We start from the raw sequence: 22738 nt of genomic DNA on the forward strand, positions 1-22738 counted from the left end.
TGTTGATATTGCAACCGCAATGGCATCATTAAATTTACCCGACTTGCCTTGCATCATAACGCCCTGAGCTTGCTGCACTGCATTATGAATCGCATCATTTAATGCTTTTTTTCGAGCTTCTGCTTCACCAACTTTCATTGATGCCAAGCCTTTAGATTCTACTGTTTTAGCACCTTGCTTAACTTGAGCAATAGATTGATTGCTTGCGTCTGTGGCAATAATGAATGTGTTACCTGAATGGCTATTACCAGAATTAGCCGTTGAGCGAAGTGATGCCGCTTGTTTAAGATCTGTTTGGGTAATAACAATTGCAACAAAGTAATCGCCGTCATATTGACCAGATTTCAATTGCTTTGCAGCAGACAATTGCCCTTTGAAACTAGTATTAACAACATTAACAAAGCTTTCTCTGGAAAACTCTCGTGTCCCATTCTCATCAGATACTGTTATATATTTCATTGAAGCACTGGTATTGCCACTCATAGTAACGCCATTTATCATTTCAGATAGCTGGCGTAATGCTTCCATTCTTGCTTCTTCAAGTCCTTTATTTTCATTTGAGCGACTTGATGTACCCATAGCTACTACGTAATAACCATCAATTTTATTTTTTCCTGACCGAGTTCCCCCTCCATCTTCTAACATAGAGAAAACATCATCCATCGGTTCAGCATTTACCGACCCAATAACAAATAAATTTATTGTTGTAGTTATCAATATTCCTGCATAAAAATTACGTAGTAGTTTAAGCATTATTATAGTTTCCAGTCTTCAGGTGTACCTACAGATACTGCATAAATTTTATTACGCTTAAGGTAATCTTTGCCCATCGCTTCTAGTTTCTTTTTCACATCATCAGCATCAAGGTCATCTTCTTTCCAAATAAACATAACGCCTGAGCCACCATTCGTCTTTGGTGTTACTTCACCAGAAGCGATTGGTATATCTAAGCCATCATCACTTAAAAATAAAACTACTGGCTGTTTAGTCGCAAAACCTTGGTCAATACCAGCATCGATTGCAAAACGTCCATTTCTAAAGTTTGTAACACGACCACCAACAGGGTAGTAATCCATTGTTCTATTGACGAGTACCTGAATTGCCTTTTGAGCTGCTTCTTTATAAGCTTCTTGAAGTTCATTTTGTTTTCTGTAATCAAAACCACCTAAAAACTTTCCTTCCATTGAAAAAAATCGTTTAGCTGGCATATTGTGACGAATTGGTTCAAATGAGTGGATTATTTTACCCGATGTAGGTTCAACAACTTTTGTTGTCACTAGACTTCTAAAGATGATCTCATTATGATCACTCATTTTTTTAATTACTGTACCTAACGCTATTGACGTTTCGAATACATATTCAGGATTTAATTGCTCGCCACGTTGAATAGATCCTTCTTCAACAGTATTTTCAGCTTGAAAAGCAACTTCATAATCACAAGCATCACAATTACGAGTCAGTACTTCATAACGCTTAGTTCGTGCTAATTCATTTTCTAATAACTTGGCAATAATGCCATTATCAATTTGTGTTGTTTTTGCATCTTTCTCAAAGCGTACATGATCTACATATGCTGCAATGGTCATTTTATTAAAAGCTTTAACATCATAATTACTTGGTAATTCTATATTTTCACTTTCAAATAGGGCAGCTCTACTAACCTTCTCTATTTGTGAGTTTGATTCAATATCAGCCTCTGAATTTACTTTTAAGCTAGTTGATTGGCATCCAAATAAAAATAAAGATGTAACTAAAAGGTATGGGAATTTCTTCATTATTTCCTCTCAAAAAAAAACCGGTAAATAATCACCGGTTTTTTATTTAATTTAAATAGATGTTATTGTGCAGAGCTAAATGCAGAGATGATTCTGTAATTTTCATATGCTGAAACTACTGTCTTGTCCATATATACAATTTGCTCTGCAGTCAGTGATACGGCTTCTTTTTCACCCATTAACTTTGTAAAATCAACATCAGATAACATTGCGGTTGTATCTGATTTTAAGAATACTGCTGAATTTTCCAAAGCAACCAATGCTGCATCTTTTAAGCCTGACATAATCTCATCACTTACTGATGAATTATTAAAATCGTCAACCTTTAGCTTCATTTCTGGGCTTAAAGAATCATATACTGCTCGTTTTTCTTCTTCTGTATCTTTTGCTTCTACTGCAGAAAAATAGTTGCCTAATTCTGGTGTAGCAAGAAGTTCGTTGGTGTAGCGCTCATAAGCTGGTTTCGCTGATAAAAATGCTGAATTAACAAGTAAACGAATAGCTTCTAATTGAGCAACATCAGATACTTGGTAGCCTTTTTCGATAACATTTCCTTCGTCATCTCTTACTGCTGGTTTTGACTCTTCATATAATGCATCACCTTCAGCTCGAAGGTCTGTATATGATGCAGTATCAGAACCGCCAATCATTGAACAACCAGAAACCATTGTTGCAGCTAAAATCATTGCTAATACAGTCTTTTTCATGAATCTCACACTTTAGTTAATTTAAATAATATAGAGTACATCGTTCTAAACACGTACAGAATACCGTGTTTAAAATAAATTACAATACAATGTGGCATTCCTTATAAGGTTTTATTTAACAACTTAAAAATCACAAAAAAAAACAGCGAGCTAAATGCTCGCTGTTTTTTGTTTATTATGTTCGTTGAGATCGCCACCAATCCGCTAAATGCAGTAAGCCGAATAACCCATGACCATAAAAATAAGCCTCAATGAAACCCACGCTGGTTTTATGGATCTCAAGTAATTGCGGACTGAAACTAAGATTGCCATTACTCGCCGAAATGTACCACATAGCACCAGTTACTAATGCCAACAGTAACGCCAATAATCCCAATCCCTCAATTGTTGCCGCTAACCCACCAGGGCGCACCTCTGGCAAGCGAAATGTACTCAAGGTTTTAATGTCTTTCTTAATCTCAGAGATATCTTTATATAGCCAAGGATAAATATCGGACATTTTTCTACGCTTAATAATTTTCCATGAGAAAAGCAACGTGATTGGGATTAAAAGCAGACCGCCATAGGCATGAATATGACTGACAACATTAATCTCAGTCCATAATGTATCTGAATGAACATGCATAAAATTAGAAGTAATTATCTGTAATAATACCCATAGCATAACGAGTATATGAAGTATTTTTTCTGAGGTTGGTAGTCGCTCGAATAATACGTTAAAACCATCTTTTAAATGTAAGCTCATAATGTTGCCTTTTAGCCATTAAATCAAACTTAAGTGAGAGACTCGATCATAGTCCTTTAATGGTTAAGTGCACTAAAAATTTTGAAATTAACACCATGTTCAGTGAGGGATCGTCTTCATATACTGCTTTGGCGTTAGACCAAATTGCTGGTGAAAACGTTGGCTAAATCGACTTTCTGATTGATAACCGCACTGCAATGCTAAATCCAGTTGGCTTTGTTTTCTTTCTTGCATTAAAGACAAGGCATGAGTCATCCTCACATTCGATAATACCGTTCTAAAATTCGTACCATCATGGTGCAATCGACGAATAAGCGTGGCACGGCTCATTGAGAACGCATGGCTCACATCTTCTAATTGATGAGCTTCTGCAGGATCTTTGGAAAAATACGCACTCAACTCATTTTGAAAAGAAGCGTACGATTCAGAGAAAAGCACATGCAATACGCCTAACTCAGCTAATTGTTGATAAAATGCCAGTAAATGTAATTTTTGAACGTTAGAACTCAGCGCTTGCTTACTCATATCAATCAACATCGAAAAACCATAAGCTAATCCAGAAGACACCTTAATCGCATTCGTATGCAAACGACGAGTTTTGTGCGCTTTACTCTCTTCAAGCATGTCTTTAGAAGGCCCTAACAAAAAACACAATTGCACCGAATAAAAAGGCTCATGTGATGGTTTATTGATAAAATTCAACTCTTGATTTGCAGACGTGAGTAACCAAGATTGAGTATCGATATCATAAGATTCTGTATTTTGAAAAACCGTCTTTGTTCCTGATTTCACCCAAATAATACTCGGAGCATAAATATGGACGTTACGTAGAGGTTGATCATTCACCCCTGAATACGTTTGTATTTTAAATAACGCGTCATTCATTATTATGCTCCTCGTTTTATGACTTTCTACAAATGTTCTAATAAAATACTATTTACGCACATAAGTTGCTGTTAAAACGGCTTTACCTAGAGCCATGCTATTTAGAGTATAACCGACAACAGCAGGTGAAATATCCGCAGGTAAATCAATTTTTGCTTTTGGTAATGCCCACACAGTATATTGGTATCTGTGCATTCCATCACCCGCAGGAGGACATGCGCCACCGTAGCTCATCGTACCAAAATCATTCTTAGTTTGTAGCACATCTTTCATTGGTGAACCTTGAGCAACACTGCTTACATTCGCAGGAATGTTAAGCGCTAGCCAATGCCACCAGCCACTGCCTGTTGGTGCATCTGGATCAAACAACGTAATCGCGAAACTTTTAGTACCAGCAGGGGCATCTTTCCAGCTCAGTTGAGGCGAAATATTCGCTCCCGTACAGCCCATACCAGAGAAAGTAAATTCACTGTTCATCAATTGTCCTTCATGAATATCTTTACTTGATACTTCAAACGCTTGGCTAGAAAAAGACGCTAAAGTAAGTAACACTAATAATGCTTTGTTCATAATAATTTCCTTTACTTTTAATAATAGAGTTAAGTAAGTACAGGGTTATTATTAGATATTTAGCACACCCGTAATTACCAGAAAGTATCAAATATTAATAATAAACAATCCAATATGATACTTTTCGTTTTATTTTTAAATAAAGTGATTAATTGACGATTTTTCATCCGTAAATTAAAGAAACGATTTGATATTCTTTTCGCTTCTCTATCAATTACCTGCTTATCTATAATTTCAGTCTTTACGTTTTATTCTAAGAACTTACGTTAATTCCTTTAAAAAAAACGTAATTAAAAACAAAAAAAAGATCAGCAATGGTAAGTGACGTACATCTAACTATTTGGATTTTCACCTATCAACTGCATCGAATAGGAGTATTGTAATTATTCAAATCTTTCGATTAAATATTAATGATTAGAGGTAGTTATGAGTTTATTTTATGTTGATAAGAATGTGCAAGATAACGGAGATCATGAAATTCACACCGCAAACTGTACTCACAGTCCTGGTATAACAAAATGCGAACCACTTGGATATCATACTGCCTGTAGCACTGCATTAAATGCCGCTAAAGCAATCTACCCACAATCAAATGGCTGCTATTATTGCTCGTATTCAAGCTACACGTCTGAAGATAAATAAGTTCGATAACAAAACATGCTAATTTACTAAGAGAGTTCAAAGTATTAACCACTTTGAACTCCTCCGGCATTGACTGTAAGACTCAATTCTTAACGAGCTAACCGCCACAATCTACATTCACCCATACTACTTTCACCCATACCTTTTCTGATACTCTACCCGTGATGATCAATCCTGCCTATTTCGAATATCAATGGTATACATCATCGTTGAAGATTCCGCATCTCCAGCAACCGGAGGCGAAATAACGCCAAACGCGGTATTTTCAAAAAAGAGATAAAATAATTTACTGCTCGAACCACCGTCATTCAACCCTAACCAACCTGAGCTTTGTTTTCCTGATAATGGTGGGAAAGCATAGTAAAACGACAATAACGCATTCCCAAAATCTTTATCCTGCGTATCACTTTCCCAATATTGATAACCACCTTCATCAATAATGTATGATTCAGATAAAAGGTGACTGATATCTTGCACTGATATATTCGCTTGTTGATTTGGCTCTAACGTAAATTCCACCACCTTGTAATCATTACGATTGATAAGTATAGAATCAATTTCGTTATCGTCTTCTGTATCACAAGCCGCCAACAGCCCAGCAGTAACAATGATGCTTAATAGCTTACTTTTATTCATGAAATAAATACTTAAGTCCATTTGAAATAGTATAGCTAATGATAACTGCATTTGATAAAAAAAAGCCACTTAGTCATTAACTAAATGGCTTTTTAGCGCATACACTTAGGAGCAATATGCTTTGGGGATGGCATTATCTTAAGTCAAACTCATCCTTTAAAAAAGTGAACACTTCACCCAATATCATTTCCCCTTTATACTGAGTTAACGATGCTTTATTAAGAATGAGTGATGTATGAAAACCAGTGAGATTCTGCTTGGAAAACTCAACACTGAGTTTAAGACCGTATCTGCCATGATTGAGATTTATTGTAAAAAGAATCATCGCTCTCATTCATTATGCGAAGAATGCCAAGCCTTAATGGATTACGCCGAAGTCCGCTTAGATCGCTGTCCTTATGGGGAAGAAAAACCCACGTGTAATACCTGCCCTATTCATTGCTATAAGCCAGAGCCAAAAGAACAGATGCGTCTTGTGATGCGTTTTTCTGGCCCAAGAATGCTATTAAAACACCCAATATTGGCTATCCGTCACTTACTGTCAGAAAAACGCACCGTGAATCCAAAACCCTCCCCACATTGCTCTAACCGTCATATACGCTTACAAGAAGGTGACAAATAATGCATTGGACTCTTGATCAATTAACGGCATTTGTTACTTCAGTAAAATGCGGTTCTTTCTCTGCCGCTGCGCGTCAAATGGGGAAAGCACAATCTCGAATTAGTACCGCAATTTCAAATTTAGAAACCGACCTTGGATTTGAACTTTTCGACAGAAGTGCTCGCTTACCGGTATTGACTCAAGACGGCGAAGACATGTTCATTGAAGCTCAAGCAATTTTAGAGCAATGTGAACGCCTTCAGGCACGAGCAGACACCGTCGCGACGGGACAAGAAATCGCGTTAACCGTAGCAATAGATGAGGCGGTTCCAATTGACGTATTTGAAGATTTCTTTCAAAAAATATCAGTGAAATTTCCATTATTAAAATTAACCATCATTAATGGGTCTCAAGATGATATTGCTCGATGGGTTGATGAGAAGAAAGCGGATTTGGGTTTTCTTTTTCGAATAAATACGTTGTCTGATTCTTTAGAGTATTTGTCTCTTGGCTTTTTCAATCAAGCGCTCATTGTGTCGCCACAGCATCCATTAGCTCACTGTAAAAAGCCGACATTAATTCAGTTAAACCAACATCGCCAGCTCGTTATCCGTGATCGCGTTGGCCACTCTCAAGAAAAAGCGATTTCAGCAAATCATTGGTACATAGACAGTTACTATTACATTACCGCATTGGTCATAAGAAACGTCGGATGGGCGTTAATTCCGGAGCATATTTTAGAGTCTGTGTGGTATAAAAACCAAGCGATTAAATTATCTACTTATCATGTCCCACAAGCCCTAAAAATAGAAATTGGCATGGTTAAGCGCAGAGACAGTGGCATGGTTAAGCGCAGAGACAGTGGCATGGGAACTGTGATGGAATGGATGGTCACGGAAATTGAACATACTTTTGAGAAATTATAAAAAAGACAAACACTTATGAAAACACAATTAAAAACCTATTTACTTAACAATGATTGCGTTGACTTATATGATCTTTTTCATCAACTGCAACCCACTTCAATTTATGCAATTATAAACACGCTACATACACTAAAGTGTGAATTACAATTAACCACAAAATTAAACGCAATGAACGATCCAAGCGAGCAAGTTGCACTGCTTCGTAAGGAAGTCGATATAGCTCAACGAGGCCACAGCATGAGCCGCTACATTCACTTAGTCGATTCACACCAAACCTTCACACCTAACGTTGATGTCGTATTGTTTGGTGACTCCATAACGGAATGGGGTCCGTGGCAAGATGTCTTTACTGATATCCCCCATGTAAACCGAGGTATTGCAGGGGACACAACCGTTGGAATGTTGCGCCGAATAGAAACAACTCTCGCCGTTAACCCTAAATTAATTTCGGTTATGGCTGGGGTAAACGATTTAGCGCAAGGCTTTTCAGTGGATAGTGTATTTGAAAACTACCAAACCATGCTGACGTATTGGCAAAAAAACAACTGCACGGTGTTGGTACAAAGTACCTTGTATTGCGGTTATCGCTTAGTTCACCTCAACCCTCAAGTGACTGAATTAAATCATCGTTTAGAGGCTTATTGCCAACAGAATGACGTTACTTATTTAAACGTAAATGCCATTTTAAGCCCTGATGGATTTTTATCTAATGACTATACTTGTGATGATTTACACCTCAACGCATTGGCTTATTCACAGTGGATAAATGAGCTTAAACCCCAATTAAACACATTACTAAATCAATAATGAGCATAAAAAAAACCGAGAGAGCAATATTGCTCTCTCGGTTTTTTTTCGTTTCTATTTACGCTCGCAGTGTTTTTAAATCAGCCAATACATTAATCATGGAAGGTAGGATTTTATGCCCAAGTTCTATAACTTCAATGCTTGGCTCAACAAGATCAGGGATTTGATACGTGATCATATTCGCAGCCACAGCAGCACGAGTACCGTTATTTGAATCTTCAAATGCCAGACAAACATCAGGAGTAATACCCAAACGCTCTGCGGCTAAAAAATAAATTTCTGGATGCGGCTTACCATGCTCAACTTCACAACCTGTCGCTAGAGCATCAAAATAGCCATCAAGTCCAGCTAACTCTAGTTTTTTAATCGCGATATCATGCTGTGTAGACGTGGCAACAGCCATTGGTACGTTATTCTCTTTTAGCCAATCTAATAGCTCAACTACCCCTTCTTTTACGGGGATAGCTTGATGTTTAACCACCGCCGTGTAACGCACTCGCCACTCTTGATTTAACGCAGGGTAATCAACACTTGGCCCATAGCCTTCACGGAAAAGTTGCTCAATACGTTTTGCATTACAGCCTATAATTGAAAGATACAGATCTTCAATAAACGGAACATTTTGAGCCTCACATGCCTGTTTAAAAATAGACATACACACACGCTCTGTGTCTAACAGCAGTCCATCCATATCGAAAATTGCAGCTTGAAATGTCATGAGAAACCTTATGTATTAATAACAAAATAATAGAACAACATGACATATAGCAATAATACATCATGTTCAATATGCTTTGGGAATGCGCTATATTAAGCCAGATCAAGCATCAAAAAAAGTGAACACTTCCTTTAATACCCCTTCCCCTTTCGTATTGAATTCAAACCGTAATCCATTACGCATAAAAAACAACACGCAATGCTAATAGTATTAAAACCACACCAGATAAACGATCAATCCACTGCGCTTTACTTCTTAGCTTATCAACAATTTTTGGGGCTGATAATAAACAACTAATTAATGTATACCATAAACCATCGATGATAATTGGAGTGATAACAATAATCGCTTTATCTATTGGTGTATTACCCGCAGCAACAAATTGACTGAATAACGCCAAAAAGAACAGGGCTATTTTAGGGTTCAATAATGAAATTAACAGACCTTCTTTCGCCGACTCAAGCAACGTAACCTGCTCACCTGATTCCAGTTTTGCAGCAATACCACCCGTTGAGCGTAAAGCGCCATACCCTAAATACGCAAGATAAGCCGCTCCTAAATAACTGATCGCTTTAAAGACTACTGGCGATTGCTGCAATACCACAGCCAAACCAATCACCGTGATAAAAGCATAAATACCAATACCAATAGAATGCGCCCATGCCGCTGCAATTCCGTTAATACGGCGACCAGATAACGTATGTTTTGCAACCGTAGCTAAACTAGGCCCTGGTGACATCGCACCCAGCATTGAAATCAATAATAATGAAAACCAAATAGTTAATGTCATTTCTTCCCTTAAATTGTCTTTACAACATCGTCTCATTCACAATAAAATCTCACCTTCGGTTACAAAGACGAGTTTACAATGAAAAGATTCATACCACTTTTATTGCTAGGTGCGACAACATCGGCACAAGCAACAGACACTTTACACCAAATCTATATTCAGCCAAGTCTTGCTAACCTGAAAATTGATGGTTCCCATGTGGATGGTTTAATGACTCAAGTGGGTTATAACTACCATTTTGCGCCAATGGTGGCTCTGGATCTCAGTTATTACATGACGGAATCAATGGATAATGTCACAAGTAACAACGACAGTGCCGCTGTTGATGGCGCTTCAATTGCCGCGAAGATGTATTTCCCAATGTCTTACTATGGCTCTTTCTATGGAAAGATGGGACTAAACCGTACTAACGTTGAATATAAAAATACGGTAGGTAACCAAACCATGAAACAAGACTCAACAACCACTAAGCCTTACGTTGCTGTTGGTGGTGTAATGAAATTATACCCATCAGTCACGTTCAATGTTGAATATCAATATATTGACTTAGCGTCTGGCGATTACCTTTCGGTTATTGGTGCAGGTGTGAACTTCATGTTCTAGGACTGCTTTGATGTTAATCTCTGCATTAATATCAAAAAAAATGGGCGTTTCCAATTCTCATTGGAAGCGCCCATTTTATTTTTAGTTATTCTTTTTATGCAGCGACTGCTTCTTTCGCATCCGCTTTATTTTTCAAGAAAGCGTAAGTGAAACCAGTTACCGCAGTACCTGCAGCTATCGCTACCAAGTACATGAACACGGGTGTAATCGCATTTGGAATAAGAAGAACAAATAAACCACCGTGTGGCGCGAGTAACTGAGCACCAAACAACATAGACAGACCACCCGTTAATGCACCACCTGCCATACAGCTTGGGATAACACGCATTGGATCTTTCGCTGCAAATGGAATCGCACCTTCAGAAATAAAACATAAACCAAGCACGAATGACGCTTTGCCCGCTTCACGCTCGCCCGCTTCAAATTTATTTTTAGCAAGAAATGTCGCTAAGCCCATACCAAGTGCAGGAACCATACCTGCGGCCATAATTGCGGCCATTGGACCATAAGTTTGTGACGCTAACAGACCAACACCAAACGTATAAGCGGCTTTGTTTACTGGACCACCTAAATCGAAACACATCATACAACCAAGGATAACACCCAGTAATACCGCGTTAGTTGAACCCATGTTGTTTAAGAACTCAGTCAGTGCAGACATGATGCCTGCTACTGGGCCACCAACGATGTAAACCATGACCAAACCAGTGAACAAACTCGCCACAAACGGAATGATTAGAATGGGTTTTAATGCTTCCATTGATTGAGGAAGAGACACTTTATCTGCAATGAATTTTGCTGCATAACCCGCAATGAAACCGGCAGCAATACCACCAAGGAAACCAGCACCTGTTGAGCTCGCCAACATACCACCGATTAAACCCGGCGCTAAACCAGGGCGGTCAGCAATCGAGAACGCAATGAAACCAGCAAGAACAGGGATCATCAAGGCGAAGGCTGCTCCACCACCAATGTCCATTAACGTTGCTGCAATCGTACCGGGTTCTTTAAACGCTTCAATACCAAACACAAACGAAAGCGCAATCAACAAACCACCTGCAATTACAACAGGAAGCATATGTGATACCCCTGTCATTAGGTGTTTGTACATGCCTTTACTCTCTTCTGCTTGAGAAGATTGAGCCTTACCAGACGCTTGGAAAACCGTTGCCTCTGCAAATGCTTTATTCATTTCTTGTTCTGTTTTCTTCAGAGCAAGTCCCGTACTTGTTCTGTACAAACGCTTGCCATTGAAACGCTCAAGAGGCACTTCAATATCCGCAGCGATGATAACAAGATCCGCATCCGCGATGTCTTGATCAGTCAGCTGATTTTTAGCACCCACTGAACCGCGGGTTTCTACCTTAATAAGATAACCTTGGCGTTTACCTTCTTCTTCTAGTGCTTCTGCGGCCATGAAAGTATGGGCAACACCCGTTGGACAGGCCGTAATAGCAACAATCTTTTTAACTGCATTTGAATCAGCAACAACCTCGTTGATTGTCGTTACTTCTGAAGCCGTTAGCTCGGTTGCTGTATTTACTGCGTTTTCTAACCACGCTTGTGGGTTAGTCGTGCAATCAGAAATTGAACCTTGATGTACTTTTTTGCCTACAAAGCGTGTCGTATCAATATCGGTACTCGTTGCTATAATAATTGCATCGACGGTATCAATAATCTCTTGAGTTAATACATCAACAGGTAACACACTTGATTGACATTCAATCGAGGCTTTCCAGTTTAGTTTCGCTGCTGCTTGTTCTAATAAACCAGCGGCGATAATGCTGTTTGCTACACCACTTGGGCATGCTGTTACGATAGCTATATTTTTCATATTCTGTCCTTAATCTATGACTAAACGCGGTTACACGTTTGAAGAAATAGGGTTGTGTAGGGTTACTTGTTGTTGTAATTCTTTTACGTCTTCGACATTAGGTACACCAACGCCAACCTGCGATACAGCTAAAGCTGACAGAGCGGTAGCAAACGATAATATTTGAGCACGTTCCCACTGATTAACATGTCCCCAACACAAACCGGCAACTAACGTATCACCCGCACCAACGGTACTAACAACGTTCATTTTCGGTGGTTGAGAGTAGATCCATGACGCATCAGCTTCTTCATTTTTCCCCAGCCACATCACGCCTTTTGAGCCCAGTGACACGACAACATTCTCAATACCTTTATCAGCAAGATCTTGAGCCGCTTGTTGACACGCTTCGGGTGTATTTAATTCACGTCCAACAAATTCAGACAATTCTTCATCGTTCGGTTTAATCAACCACGGATGAGCATCTAAACCCGCCGCTAATGCAGCACGACTGCTATCAAACATCACTTTCTTGCCCAGTTGATGCAATTTTTCAATCCATGTTGCACACAACTCAGGAGAAACACCTTGTGGTAAACTCCCTGCAAGCACAAAAAACTCATGCGTTTTTGCTAGCTCAAATAAACGTGATTCAAATTCAGCAATCGCTTGTTCTGATACGTCGACACCAGGGAAGTTGATGTCACTCACTCGGCCATCTTGCTCGACAAGTTTCACGTTAATGCGCGTTGCACCATCAACACGAACAAATTGATCGTTTGCGTTCATTTCTTCAAATAATTGACAGAACAGCTCTTCATTATCACGCCCAAGAAAACCGGTAACAGTAACTTCAGCACCTAAATCAGACAGCACTTTTGCCACGTTAACGCCTTTCCCTGCTGCATGAAGTGAGCCTTTACTCACTAAACTTACAGAACCGATAGATAACGCATCTACGCTACCCGTTAAATCCAAAGCAGGGTTTAGTGTGATAGTAACCACTTTGTTTGTTTGAATAGACGTCATTAATTAACCCTCGCCCAAACCAGATTCGATGGCAGCACCAATACCCACTAGTGCTTCTTTTGCATCAACGCCATCCGCCGTAAATTGCAGTTCATGGCCGTGCTTCACACCTAACGCAATCACTTTCATTAAGCTTTTTGCATTTGCTGATTTACCATCCCCATTAAGATTTAATACTGTAATTTTTGATTCGTATTTCTTCGCTTCAGATACAAGCATCGCTCCTGGACGAGCATGCAAGCCGTGTGCATTCTTTATTGTAAATACTGCCGTGTTATCCGCGCTTACTTCTGCAACAATTTCTTCAGAAGAGGTTGCGAACATAGCTAATAACTGCTCAGAATTAGCAGATAATAATTGATCTTGTTTCTGTTCAAACACCATTTTACTAATAATCGATAAAAACGATTTGTGTGAGGCATTACAAGACGCAATAGCAATTAACCCTTTCACCGCTAATCCATTAAACTCACACCCATTAGCAGTCGTCACAATCGACATACCAGAGCGTTTAACGCCTTTGTCAGTACTCACTAACCACAAACCATTACCTAAGTGAGTCGGCTCTTTTGTTACTAACTCTGCAACAAATTGATTTTCAGCATTACCGCTATTTCTTAATAAACCACCGGCAACCGCACTCATTTGAATCATGTCGCTTGCCGGAAAAAGCAATTGAATTAATGACGCATCAAAATCTGCTTCAAACTGAACTTCACCATTAAGCAAAGCAATAATATCGGCTTCGCTTTTCGCTTGTTTCAGTTTTTCTTCAACACCATCTGCCGAAAGCACTTTTGTCAGTTGCTTTAAGATTCCTAAATGTTCATCTGATTTAGCAGCAATACCAATCGCGACATAAACCACATTGCCATCGCCCCAATTAACGCCTTGAGGAAAGTGGTGAACAGCAACGCCTGTTTTGTTTACTAGTTCACGGGTATCTGTTGTGCCGTGTGGGATGGCAATACCATTACCCAAAAACGTTGAATTTTGTTGTTCACGGTTTAGCATGCCTTCTACATACTTTTCAGCAACTAATCCTTTCTCTGTTAATTGCTTTGCGATTGCCTTGATGGCTGTTGTTTTATCCGCTGCCGCTTGTTGCAACGTAATGTCATTCTTTGTCAGTGTCAGCATGGGTCTTCGCCTCTCGCTTGATGTATCAAATCAATATGGGTTGCTTTATATTTTGCTGAATCGTTTCAGCAAAACATTAAAAAAAAGTTCAGCAAATATTTCCTATTCAAAAATAAGTCATAAGAATAAAAATAGCGCAAATGTCACGCTTTTCAAATTTGCTGAATCCTTTCAGCTTTTATACTGAAACGATTCAGCATATAATTCAACCCATAAAATGATTGGATCTAAATTTATATGATCCGACCCACAGAATTAAGGATCTTCACCATGACATTAGATCAAATAGCCAAACTTGCTGGAGTTTCTAAAACCACTGCAAGCTATGTCATTAATGGTAAAGCGCAAAAATACCGCATCAGTGAGAAGACGCAGCTCAAAGTAATGGCTGTCGTTGATGAACATAATTATCGCCCAGATCATGCCGCTTCAGCTTTACGTGCCGGCAGCAGTCGCTCATTTGGATTAATTATTCCTGATCTTGAAAACACCAGTTACGCAAAATTAGCAAAGCTATTGGAGTTCAATTCTCGTAAAGCTGGCTATCAAATTTTAATTGGCTGTTCAGATGATGACCCTGAAACGGAAATGAACGTCGCACATACGTTAATCAGCCGTCGTATCGATGCTTTATTTGTAGCCAGTTGTTTGGTAGATGGCAGCGACTACTATTTAAAGATACAAGAACGAGGTACTCCGATCATCGCAATTGACCGTTCATTAGATGATGAGCACTTTTGTTGTGTGATCAGTGAAGATTTTGATGCGGCGTATGAATTAACTCAGTCAGTAATTAGCGAGAACGTAAAATCAATTGGTTTAATTGGTGCTTTACCTGACTTAAATATTTCTCGCCAACGTCATTCTGGTTTTGACGCCAAAGTGACAGAAAAAGGACTCTCAAGTATCACCGGTTATGGTGAGCACTTTAATAGTGAGTCAGGCAAAGCGATATTTGAGCAGTGGATAAAAGAAGGTACAATTCCAGATGCAATTATTACCACCTCGTATATTTTGCTTGAGGGTATATTGGATGTACTTATTGAGAAGCCAGAGTTGATGGGAACCGTAAAACTCGCTACCTTTGGTGATAATCGTCTACTGGATTTTTTACCGATTAAAGTTAACTCTCTACCACAACAATTCGAACTGATTGCAGACAGTGCATTAGCGTTAGGCTTAAATGCTTCGGCAAAACGTTATCAAGCAGGAATTGAGTTAATTCCAAGGAAGATTGTTATTCGTTGATAATTATACTGGTTGTTGCGGCAGCCAGTATTTACGACTCCTCCAAGTTTTAGTCCCTTACTGAATTTCATCGATTGTTTATCCAACTCGGGATCACTGTTAATAAATATAATTAAGAAATTTAGCCAAAAAGCCAAAAATAAAGACCCCTAACCAACTCCATATACCGCTCGCATTCCACCACATAAAGACTTTAAATTTCTTTGAGTCTGTTGATGCTCTTTTTCTAATAAATGGATAAGCAATACAATAATCAATGAATCGACTACCAACATCCCAAGATGCTTGGTATTGAGGTCGCATATACCCATTTCTGTCATAATATTTATCAAGATCTTTTGCTAATTGCTTATCAATAAAAATAATATGTTTAAAGCTCCCTAAGGAAATTGTAGGTAATATTATAATCGCGCTCACAGCCCAAGCCATAGCTAAAGCAGCAAAAAAAACAGCAGGAATCATTATCAAAAATTCAAACCACATCACATCCAACATTTATTCCATCACCCATTCATATATGTCATAAGCAAGATCTCCACCAGCCTTACCCGCACTACCACCGATACCGCCACCAACAGAACCTCCGGCGATGGCACCAGTAATAGCAGCAACAGCAAGTACAGGAGCTGAGGCTGTAACGCCAATAAATAAAGCAATACCAGAAACAACTACGACCCCAAGTCCAGCACCTACAGAACCAGCTTTTATTCCTCCAACGGCCCCACCAACAAACCCAGCGACTTCACGAGTCGTTGTCTTACCACAATCACCAGAGCTATCAACCTTACACGCCTGATAAATATTATCAATTGCACTATTCGCACCAATCAATAAACCTACATATCCCAACCCTCTAGAGGCTAAAATACCTATCGCTATATTTCCAATACGTTTCAAACGACGCATAACTTACGCATAAATATAAGCAACGATCACCACAATAAAAAACACCCAATTCAGCCACATAAATAAATCAAACGTAATTTTTTTATTTTTCCTTCTATGTCTAATGAATGGATATACAAGACAAAAATAAGAAAATAAACCACCAGCACCAATGCTTACCATTGATATATAATGCTTCTTTTTAAAAGATTCAGACTCTTTTGCCAAATCATCTACTAATTGGTTTATATGTTTTTTATCTCCTAGGCTATAAATAATCAAATGATACCCAAATGGAAATATCCATATTAACGCAAACAAAGCTATATATGACACTATGTTTTCAATCATTTTAAATACCTTTTAAAACGCCGTCAATTGCGAATGAATTAAATCGACTATCAAGTATGTACTTCTCTACTTCATCATTAGCAATAGATTCAATATCTGAATCTATATTATTTAAAATGCTCTCCAACGGTGATAGTTTATATAAATGCTCAACAGCAGATTTCGAAATTCCTGAAGAAATAGTACCACCAAATAATGCAGCACCACCAACGATAACCATAACAATAGGAGCAGAAGCAATACTAAAAAATGTAATTATACTACCAGCAGCTGCTACACCAATGGTACCGCCGACCCACCCTCCAACAACACCACCAGTTTCAATTACCGTATTTCGAACGCATGATTCAATACCATCACAGTTTTGAGTTACGGTATATACACCACTCATTACACTCAATCCTACAGCTACATTACCAGCAGATTCTGCATGTTTAACCCATTTAGCCGTATTAGCAATACGCTTACCTAACTCACTAACACTACCTTCCTTCAATATTTCATCAGCATTATGGATAAGAGACTTTGTTGAATTAACCCCTAAGGTCTTCTTAATACTTTTATTCACTGGAATATTAAGTGTTTTCTGAGTTAATTTATCTAATTGTTTATCCAATATTTCTTTTAATGTTTGGCGCTGCTGCGTAAAACTAGAGCGGTCAAGCTTTTTAGATAACATCTTCAGGTATAGTTCATCCAACTTAGCTAATGTTGAAGATACATTTTCCAAATTCTTTTTCATTGCAGGGGCTACGGTTCCGATAGCGGTTCCCATATACGCAAAACCATCCTTTGGCATACCTGCATTCCAATATTCAATTAACTTGTTTTCAATAACTTCAAAATAAGTTTGATGAACTTGTAATTGTTCTTCGGTTAGTTGACATAACCCTTCACTTGCAACCTGACATTCTTCTTTTAATACGATTAGCTTATTAATATCCTTTTGTTCAACAGGCTCCATTGTTAGAAAAATAATCATTTCACCCTGACGAACAGGTTCATTTAAGTGAGTATTATACTTTTTAATAAGGGCTTTATGTTTATCCAATGTTTCTTCTGTATATAGGCCAGAAAATAACTCTTCTTGCGTTTGGGTTTTATCTGCCTGCATCCAGCCTAGATAAAAAATCTCAGTCTGACATACTGGCGTCCCTTCACCGCTTACCGCGTAATCATTTCCATTGCTGAATTTTTCTTCTGGTAAAACAATCTTCATAAGGTTACCTCCTTACTTTTTACTTGCTGGTGGATCTCTTTTATCCTTGTCGATAATGGTAACTCTGCCTCACTTAATTTCACACTCATCCACTGAGGTTCCTTTTCTAAACACCCAATATCCATTCTCATTCGAAGATAGTTTTCATAATCTAGTGCCATTAATGGGAAATATTTTTCTGCATCTAATAAGATATTTATTGCCTGATAAGGCTCTGGTATGAATGGCTGATATTGAGTAGATAGTTCATCAACTATTTGCCATTTTCGGACGTCATCCATTAGTGCTAATTGCTTATTAGTAATCACTATTGAATTATCATTATTAAACTCAATAGCTAAAGAGGAATGCCGATACTGATACCTATACCAATGTCCATTTTGATACCATTGAATAGTATCTATACCATTCAACCATTGTGTTTTTTGCTCTTCTGTTAAGGCAATAATGAGGCTTAATATGACTCTTGGATCGTAGAATCTAAGTGTTGCTTTATTCCCTGATCCTTTCACTATATTATAAGAATAAAAAGCCTGCTGCTGAAACGCTTTAAAGTCGAGAGAAGATGAAAATAAACTCCCTGATGGCTGTGCAATAAACCGATTCAAAAAATCATCATGACTTTCATTACCCGTTAATTTGATAATAATTGGGCTGCGCGCTTTTAACTCATGGCCTAACAGATAATCCCATTCAAGAACTGGATTTTGTTGGTAAACATACACTAACAGATCATCAAATAGGCTAGGTTCAATAATAGCGTATCTATGACTGGTCATTGCTTGATATTCAAGGTGTCTGACTATTGAATATTCATCTAGTTTGCATGTACGGAGCATATTCCTTCTCCATCACAATGACACTCTTCAACAATTGCACTTCCTGTAGTGACTTGCTGCTGATAATTGGCAACTTCTAACACTTCACCATCATAAGATGTCGCATTCACAGCATTAGAAACTTCTCCAGCCTGCTCAACCTCTTTTCCCATAGGCAATACTGCTGCTTTTCCTGCATAACCGCTGCCACTTCCTGCGCTACCGCCGGAGTTAAGATTGATAGCCGAGCCAATTAAGTGCACACCCGCAGGGTCTATCTTTACAACACTGCCACCGGCTTTGATGGTAATTTCAGTTCCTGCCTCTATAACAATTTTCTGACCTGCTTTGACATGTAATTCTGAACCAATATCCTCAAGTTTTTTCTTACCCACTTTAAGGTGTTGAGAACCATTTGTTTGATGGTGGTCATTACCTTTAATCGTTATAAACTGGTTACCGTCAATCGTCATATTCTTGTTGTTTTTTATCTCTTTAAACTGATTGTTATGTATTACTTCATGATCATCATTGAATATTTCGATCGTTCTATCGTTCTTAATTTGAACATCAATATCTTTTCCGGCGTGAAGGTAGATTTGTTCATTGTCTTTTTTGTCTTCAAAGCGTAATTCATTAAAGTTATCCCCTCCAATAGAACTTGATGTCTTAAACGTACTGCGAGTTTTATGCTCAGGTAATGTGTAAGGGGGTTTGTTCTCTCCATTATAAAGAGAGCCTGTAATTATCGGCTTATCGGGATCACCATGAATAAAACTGACGATAACCTCGTGCCCTATTCTTGGTAAGATAAATTGACCGTACTGATTGCCTGCCCAACCTTGCGATGATCTTAACCAACAACTGGTCTTTTCATTTGCTTGCCCGTTTCTATCCCAATGAAATTGAACCTTAACTCGACCATGCTCATCACAATAGATCTCTTCGTTCTTAGGTCCAGTAACAATGGCGGTATCTACGTTATGGATTAATGGTTTACTTTGAGGTTGGAGTTTAAAAGGTTGGATCCAAGGTATGCAGTGAAAATTTGCATAGTATTCAAACGCACCATCAGCCAACTCTTCGAGTACTTGCGGCTGCTTACCAACGTGATAAACCTTCGTTAACAACCATAAATCATTCCATTCTGGATTAGGGTGTTCTTGAATCGGTTGAAAATACCCAACGGTTAATTGAGCGCAATCACTCTTTCCTATAAGTTCAATATTCTCAACTCTATGCTGCAGTAAATTCAAAGCCGCTTGTTTGTTTGATGAACCTTGATCCGTAGGATATTGATAGTGCTCTAATGCTAATTCAGACGCATGATTCTCTGCCTTATCAACGTGAGCCTCTTCAATAAAATAATGGGACGGTGTATGGAAATTAAAATCACGAACAGAAGTCTTACCAACACCAATCTTTTTCTTTTTGATCAATGATGTAATGGTATTACCGTCTTTAGTCATTCCGTTATCAGCAACAACACATAAGGGATCAAGCTCAATATGGATCTCTTGGCCATCAGAGATAATCAGCATTGAACCGCCTTCATTATGTTCAAAAAATGAGGTTAATCCTTCTTCTGCCATTAAGCGGTGAATAAATGAAAAATCAGATTCACCATATTGAACACAGTATTCACGGGGTTCATGTGCATTAAAAAGCTCTATCTCATATTGGTGGCTTAAAATACCAGCCTGGTGGTATACCTCTTTAATAATATCTAACACGGTTTTATTTTGAAATATTTGAAAATTGGTTCGATATTTTAAAAGAGAAAAGACAGGGACAAGAGTCAATTTATACGAGCTATAACGACAAGACGTCGTTAATTGTTCTATGGATTCAATCACGCCATGAACATAACGAGGAAGGCGTTCTTTTGCATTATTATTTTGATAATGTAGTACTAATCGCGCGGGAAGTTGAAGCCATGTACCTAAGTTAAGAGCCGGATCTTCGCATACAAATGTCACATCAAACGAGTAAGCATCACCAAGACTCTCTTGCCCTTCAAATTCATACACTTGTAATAATATATCGATAGTAGCCACATCGAGTTCAAATTTGGCTTGATTAGCACCCTGCATAATTGTCCTTTTGTTTCGTCCTGAAACACTGCTGATACATTACTGCTTTTATTTATATCTAAACGCAAAAAATGGGAGAGCCAATATCATAAACAGCTAGGGGCGTTTACGGTATCGACTCTCCCAAAAATGCGAGTTACTACGCTTTCATTGCTGTACGCCAGTCATCATTACCTGAAGTACCAGAGACTTCATGTGTCCAATCAATCGCACGGTACGTCATAAATACGTCTTCTAGATGAGTGAAATGTGCTTGGCTTGGATCTTGACAGTTTGGCATTGATGCGGTGATATCAACGATAATCGCGTCATGCAAAACAGTAGTGAAATAATGCTCTTGAGTACCCGTTGCAGAAGTGCGGTACCATTTGATTTCTACCTTTGGTAATCTTTCACCAGACGTTAATGCGTTATACATTAGTGGTGATGCTTTATCGAATACCTTAGTAATACGTACAGGCTTATGCACACGTTGACCCGTTGGTTGGCCAGATTGTGGATCTCGAGGCAATAGCACTTGATGTTCAAAACCTTGAACTAGCACTTCATCTTCATGCCCTTCTTGGTAAATATTACCTACTGAATCTTCAGTAAATGTACCGGCAGTGATCAGTCCTTGTTTTTCGCCTTCGATACGCATATAAGCTGGGGTTGGCATACTATCTTCCTTTTAAAATAAATAAGTAAATGATTCACAATGCTTATAGCGAAAGGTGTGCCATTTTTATTTATGTTAAAAATCAAACAGATAAGTAATTCACTCTGTTAGTCGCCCCTTTATATTCTTGAAAAGCAATCAAACCATTTTGAAAAACAATCAAACTAAATTTCATGCCATTTAAAATAGAATTTCATACCTATAATTGTATTTAAGAGGCAATTCACACTAATTTAGTTGCTATCATTTTTACCTAAAAATCGAAACGTTAGATTAATACGCGCGCTCATGGCACGCTTTGTTTTGGGGATCGCGTGTTTCCAGTGATCTTGTAAACAACCGTCCATTAGCACTAACGAGTTATTTTTTAAATCGATACTAATATTTTTATATTTATGTTGATTATGCTTAACTAAAAACCGTCGGGTTTCCCCTAAACTGTACGAAGCAATCGCGGGGTTTTTACCTAAAATCGCTTCATCATCCGCATGATAACCAACCCCATCGTTTTCATTTCGATATAAATTAGCCAATACGCAATTGAATTTATATCCAGTCTCTTTCTCAATTTTATTTTTTAACACCATAAGTTGAGATGTAAAAGGGACCGCTTTTGTTAACGCTTGATAGCCTCCATTTGCAACTACACCGTACTCTCCATACCAGCACGTTAATCGCGGTTGTTTATACTCTTTGCCAAACAACGTAATCGTTTCTTCTTTCCAGTCACTGTTGATTTGTAATTCATTAAACAGATTCGTTGCTTCATCTTCACTTAAAAAATTGTCCCAATAGGTAATATTCCCATCATTATTCAACAGAGTTAGGGGCGTATTTTCAAAATCAAATGGCAACAACATAAGTATCTCCAATAAAAAAAGCAAACCGATTCAATTTGCTCTTTTTATTATAATCATCAATAGCTATAAAATAGTAAGAACTTCGTCCAATGGACGTCTTAATTTTTGTGCCCAGTTATCTTCAATCGCATAACCGACGGTTATCAACATCGTTGGTACTGAATTATCTGATAATCCAAACGCCTTTTTACCCCTTCGGGATCAAAACCAATCATTGGA

25 protein-coding genes and 1 pseudogene are annotated in these 22738 nt (G+C 38.3%); 6 read left to right on the top strand and 20 right to left on the bottom strand.

Features of this window, described 5'->3' with window-relative positions; translation table 11 throughout:
* From AACV33_RS18360 to AACV33_RS18385, 6 genes and pseudogenes are all read right to left on the bottom strand, one after another.
* Window positions 1-753, bottom strand: a pseudogene (locus tag AACV33_RS18360) (hypothetical protein); the annotation flags it as partial.
* A gap of 2 nt (window positions 754-755) precedes the next feature.
* Window positions 756-1775: a penicillin-binding protein activator LpoB gene (locus AACV33_RS18365; protein WP_182699486.1), complete on the bottom strand. Its 1020-nt coding sequence runs from the start codon at window positions 1773-1775 to the stop codon at window positions 756-758.
* A 62-nt stretch (window positions 1776-1837) separates the two neighbouring features.
* Complete coding sequence (locus AACV33_RS18370) at window positions 1838-2482, bottom strand: hypothetical protein (RefSeq protein WP_182699487.1); 645 nt, start codon at window positions 2480-2482, stop codon at window positions 1838-1840.
* Window positions 2483-2657: 175 nt separating this feature from the next.
* Complete coding sequence (locus AACV33_RS18375; protein ID WP_182699488.1) at window positions 2658-3227, bottom strand: cytochrome b/b6 domain-containing protein; 570 nt, start codon at window positions 3225-3227, stop codon at window positions 2658-2660.
* Window positions 3228-3326: 99 nt separating this feature from the next.
* On the bottom strand, window positions 3327-4112 hold the full coding sequence (locus AACV33_RS18380; RefSeq protein ID WP_182699489.1) for a helix-turn-helix transcriptional regulator: 786 nt from the start codon (window positions 4110-4112) through the stop codon (window positions 3327-3329).
* A 48-nt stretch (window positions 4113-4160) separates the two neighbouring features.
* On the bottom strand, window positions 4161-4682 hold the full coding sequence (locus tag AACV33_RS18385; protein ID WP_023602894.1) for a YbhB/YbcL family Raf kinase inhibitor-like protein: 522 nt from the start codon (window positions 4680-4682) through the stop codon (window positions 4161-4163).
* 426 nt (window positions 4683-5108) lie between these two features.
* Between AACV33_RS18385 and AACV33_RS18390 the strand changes: the two genes are divergently transcribed.
* A complete protein-coding gene (locus AACV33_RS18390) occupies window positions 5109-5324 on the top strand; it encodes a hypothetical protein (RefSeq protein WP_017021688.1) in 216 nt (71 codons plus the stop codon).
* 168 nt (window positions 5325-5492) lie between these two features.
* Here the strand turns inward: AACV33_RS18390 and AACV33_RS18395 are convergent, their stop codons facing one another.
* On the bottom strand, window positions 5493-5960 hold the full coding sequence (locus AACV33_RS18395) for a hypothetical protein (RefSeq protein ID WP_017021687.1): 468 nt from the start codon (window positions 5958-5960) through the stop codon (window positions 5493-5495).
* A gap of 235 nt (window positions 5961-6195) precedes the next feature.
* On the opposite strand from AACV33_RS18395, the gene AACV33_RS18400 reads away from it, so the two are divergent.
* Genes AACV33_RS18400 through AACV33_RS18410 form a run of 3 tightly spaced genes read left to right on the top strand, consistent with a single transcriptional unit; the run spans window position 6196 to window position 8294 of the window.
* Window positions 6196-6582, top strand: coding sequence for a nitrous oxide-stimulated promoter family protein (locus AACV33_RS18400; RefSeq protein ID WP_017021686.1), 387 nt, complete (start codon window positions 6196-6198; stop codon window positions 6580-6582).
* Window positions 6582-7487: a LysR family transcriptional regulator gene (locus AACV33_RS18405; RefSeq protein ID WP_182699490.1), complete on the top strand. Its 906-nt coding sequence runs from the start codon at window positions 6582-6584 to the stop codon at window positions 7485-7487. Before AACV33_RS18400 ends, AACV33_RS18405 begins: the two co-directional genes overlap by 1 nt.
* Window positions 7488-7502: 15 nt before the next feature.
* Window positions 7503-8294, top strand: coding sequence for an SGNH/GDSL hydrolase family protein (locus AACV33_RS18410; protein WP_182699491.1), 792 nt, complete (start codon window positions 7503-7505; stop codon window positions 8292-8294).
* A 58-nt stretch (window positions 8295-8352) separates the two neighbouring features.
* Here AACV33_RS18410 and AACV33_RS18415 read toward each other — a convergent pair whose 3' ends face one another.
* Window positions 8353-9012 (bottom strand): HAD family hydrolase, encoded by a 660-nt coding sequence (locus tag AACV33_RS18415; protein ID WP_182699492.1) that lies wholly within the window; start codon window positions 9010-9012, stop codon window positions 8353-8355.
* 175 nt (window positions 9013-9187) lie between these two features.
* Window positions 9188-9802, bottom strand: coding sequence for a LysE family translocator (locus AACV33_RS18420; RefSeq protein WP_017021682.1), 615 nt, complete (start codon window positions 9800-9802; stop codon window positions 9188-9190).
* A gap of 78 nt (window positions 9803-9880) precedes the next feature.
* Between AACV33_RS18420 and AACV33_RS18425 the strand changes: the two genes are divergently transcribed.
* Complete coding sequence (locus AACV33_RS18425) at window positions 9881-10405, top strand: outer membrane protein (protein WP_017021681.1); 525 nt, start codon at window positions 9881-9883, stop codon at window positions 10403-10405.
* A gap of 94 nt (window positions 10406-10499) precedes the next feature.
* On the opposite strand, the gene fruA is transcribed toward AACV33_RS18425, so the two are convergent.
* The 3 genes from fruA to fruB are packed head-to-tail and all read right to left on the bottom strand — an operon-like array spanning window position 10500 to window position 14387.
* Window positions 10500-12239 carry a PTS fructose transporter subunit IIBC gene (fruA, locus tag AACV33_RS18430; RefSeq protein WP_017021680.1) on the bottom strand — a complete coding sequence of 580 codons (1740 nt, stop codon included), beginning with the start codon at window positions 12237-12239 and terminating at the stop codon, window positions 10500-10502.
* A gap of 30 nt (window positions 12240-12269) precedes the next feature.
* Entirely contained in the window at window positions 12270-13247 is a 978-nt protein-coding gene (gene pfkB, locus AACV33_RS18435; RefSeq protein ID WP_017021679.1) for a 1-phosphofructokinase, read from the bottom strand.
* 3 nt (window positions 13248-13250) lie between these two features.
* On the bottom strand, window positions 13251-14387 hold the full coding sequence (fruB, locus tag AACV33_RS18440) for a fused PTS fructose transporter subunit IIA/HPr protein (RefSeq protein ID WP_017021678.1): 1137 nt from the start codon (window positions 14385-14387) through the stop codon (window positions 13251-13253).
* Window positions 14388-14657: 270 nt separating this feature from the next.
* Here fruB and cra point away from each other — a divergent pair, with 270 nt between their 5' ends.
* Complete coding sequence (cra, locus tag AACV33_RS18445; RefSeq protein WP_182699493.1) at window positions 14658-15635, top strand: catabolite repressor/activator; 978 nt, start codon at window positions 14658-14660, stop codon at window positions 15633-15635.
* 99 nt (window positions 15636-15734) lie between these two features.
* On the opposite strand, the gene AACV33_RS18450 is transcribed toward cra, so the two are convergent.
* The 8 genes from AACV33_RS18450 to AACV33_RS18485 all read right to left on the bottom strand — a co-directional run bounded on the left by AACV33_RS18450 (window position 15735) and on the right by AACV33_RS18485 (window position 22519).
* Complete coding sequence (locus AACV33_RS18450) at window positions 15735-16130, bottom strand: hypothetical protein (RefSeq protein WP_083198880.1); 396 nt, start codon at window positions 16128-16130, stop codon at window positions 15735-15737.
* On the bottom strand, window positions 16131-16541 hold the full coding sequence (locus AACV33_RS18455; protein ID WP_065609734.1) for a hypothetical protein: 411 nt from the start codon (window positions 16539-16541) through the stop codon (window positions 16131-16133).
* Window positions 16542-16544: 3 nt separating this feature from the next.
* Entirely contained in the window at window positions 16545-16871 is a 327-nt protein-coding gene (locus AACV33_RS18460; protein ID WP_065609736.1) for a hypothetical protein, read from the bottom strand.
* A gap of 1 nt (window position 16872) precedes the next feature.
* Window positions 16873-18090, bottom strand: a complete 1218-nt coding sequence (locus AACV33_RS18465) for a hypothetical protein (protein ID WP_182699494.1) — start codon at window positions 18088-18090, stop codon at window positions 16873-16875.
* Window positions 18087-18929 carry a DUF4123 domain-containing protein gene (locus tag AACV33_RS18470; RefSeq protein WP_182699495.1) on the bottom strand — a complete coding sequence of 281 codons (843 nt, stop codon included), beginning with the start codon at window positions 18927-18929 and terminating at the stop codon, window positions 18087-18089. Before AACV33_RS18470 ends, AACV33_RS18465 begins: the two co-directional genes overlap by 4 nt.
* Window positions 18908-21001 carry a type VI secretion system tip protein TssI/VgrG gene (tssI, locus tag AACV33_RS18475; protein ID WP_182699496.1) on the bottom strand — a complete coding sequence of 698 codons (2094 nt, stop codon included), beginning with the start codon at window positions 20999-21001 and terminating at the stop codon, window positions 18908-18910. Before tssI ends, AACV33_RS18470 begins: the two co-directional genes overlap by 22 nt.
* 139 nt (window positions 21002-21140) lie before the next feature.
* Window positions 21141-21659 (bottom strand): Hcp family type VI secretion system effector, encoded by a 519-nt coding sequence (locus AACV33_RS18480; RefSeq protein ID WP_017021666.1) that lies wholly within the window; start codon window positions 21657-21659, stop codon window positions 21141-21143.
* A 233-nt stretch (window positions 21660-21892) separates the two neighbouring features.
* Window positions 21893-22519, bottom strand: coding sequence for an alpha-ketoglutarate-dependent dioxygenase AlkB family protein (locus AACV33_RS18485; protein ID WP_017021665.1), 627 nt, complete (start codon window positions 22517-22519; stop codon window positions 21893-21895).
* Between the last annotated feature and the right edge of the window lie 219 nt (window positions 22520-22738).

The organism is Aliivibrio sp. SR45-2, from assembly GCF_963890165.1.
GTDB classification, from domain to species: domain Bacteria; phylum Pseudomonadota; class Gammaproteobacteria; order Enterobacterales; family Vibrionaceae; genus Aliivibrio; species Aliivibrio salmonicida.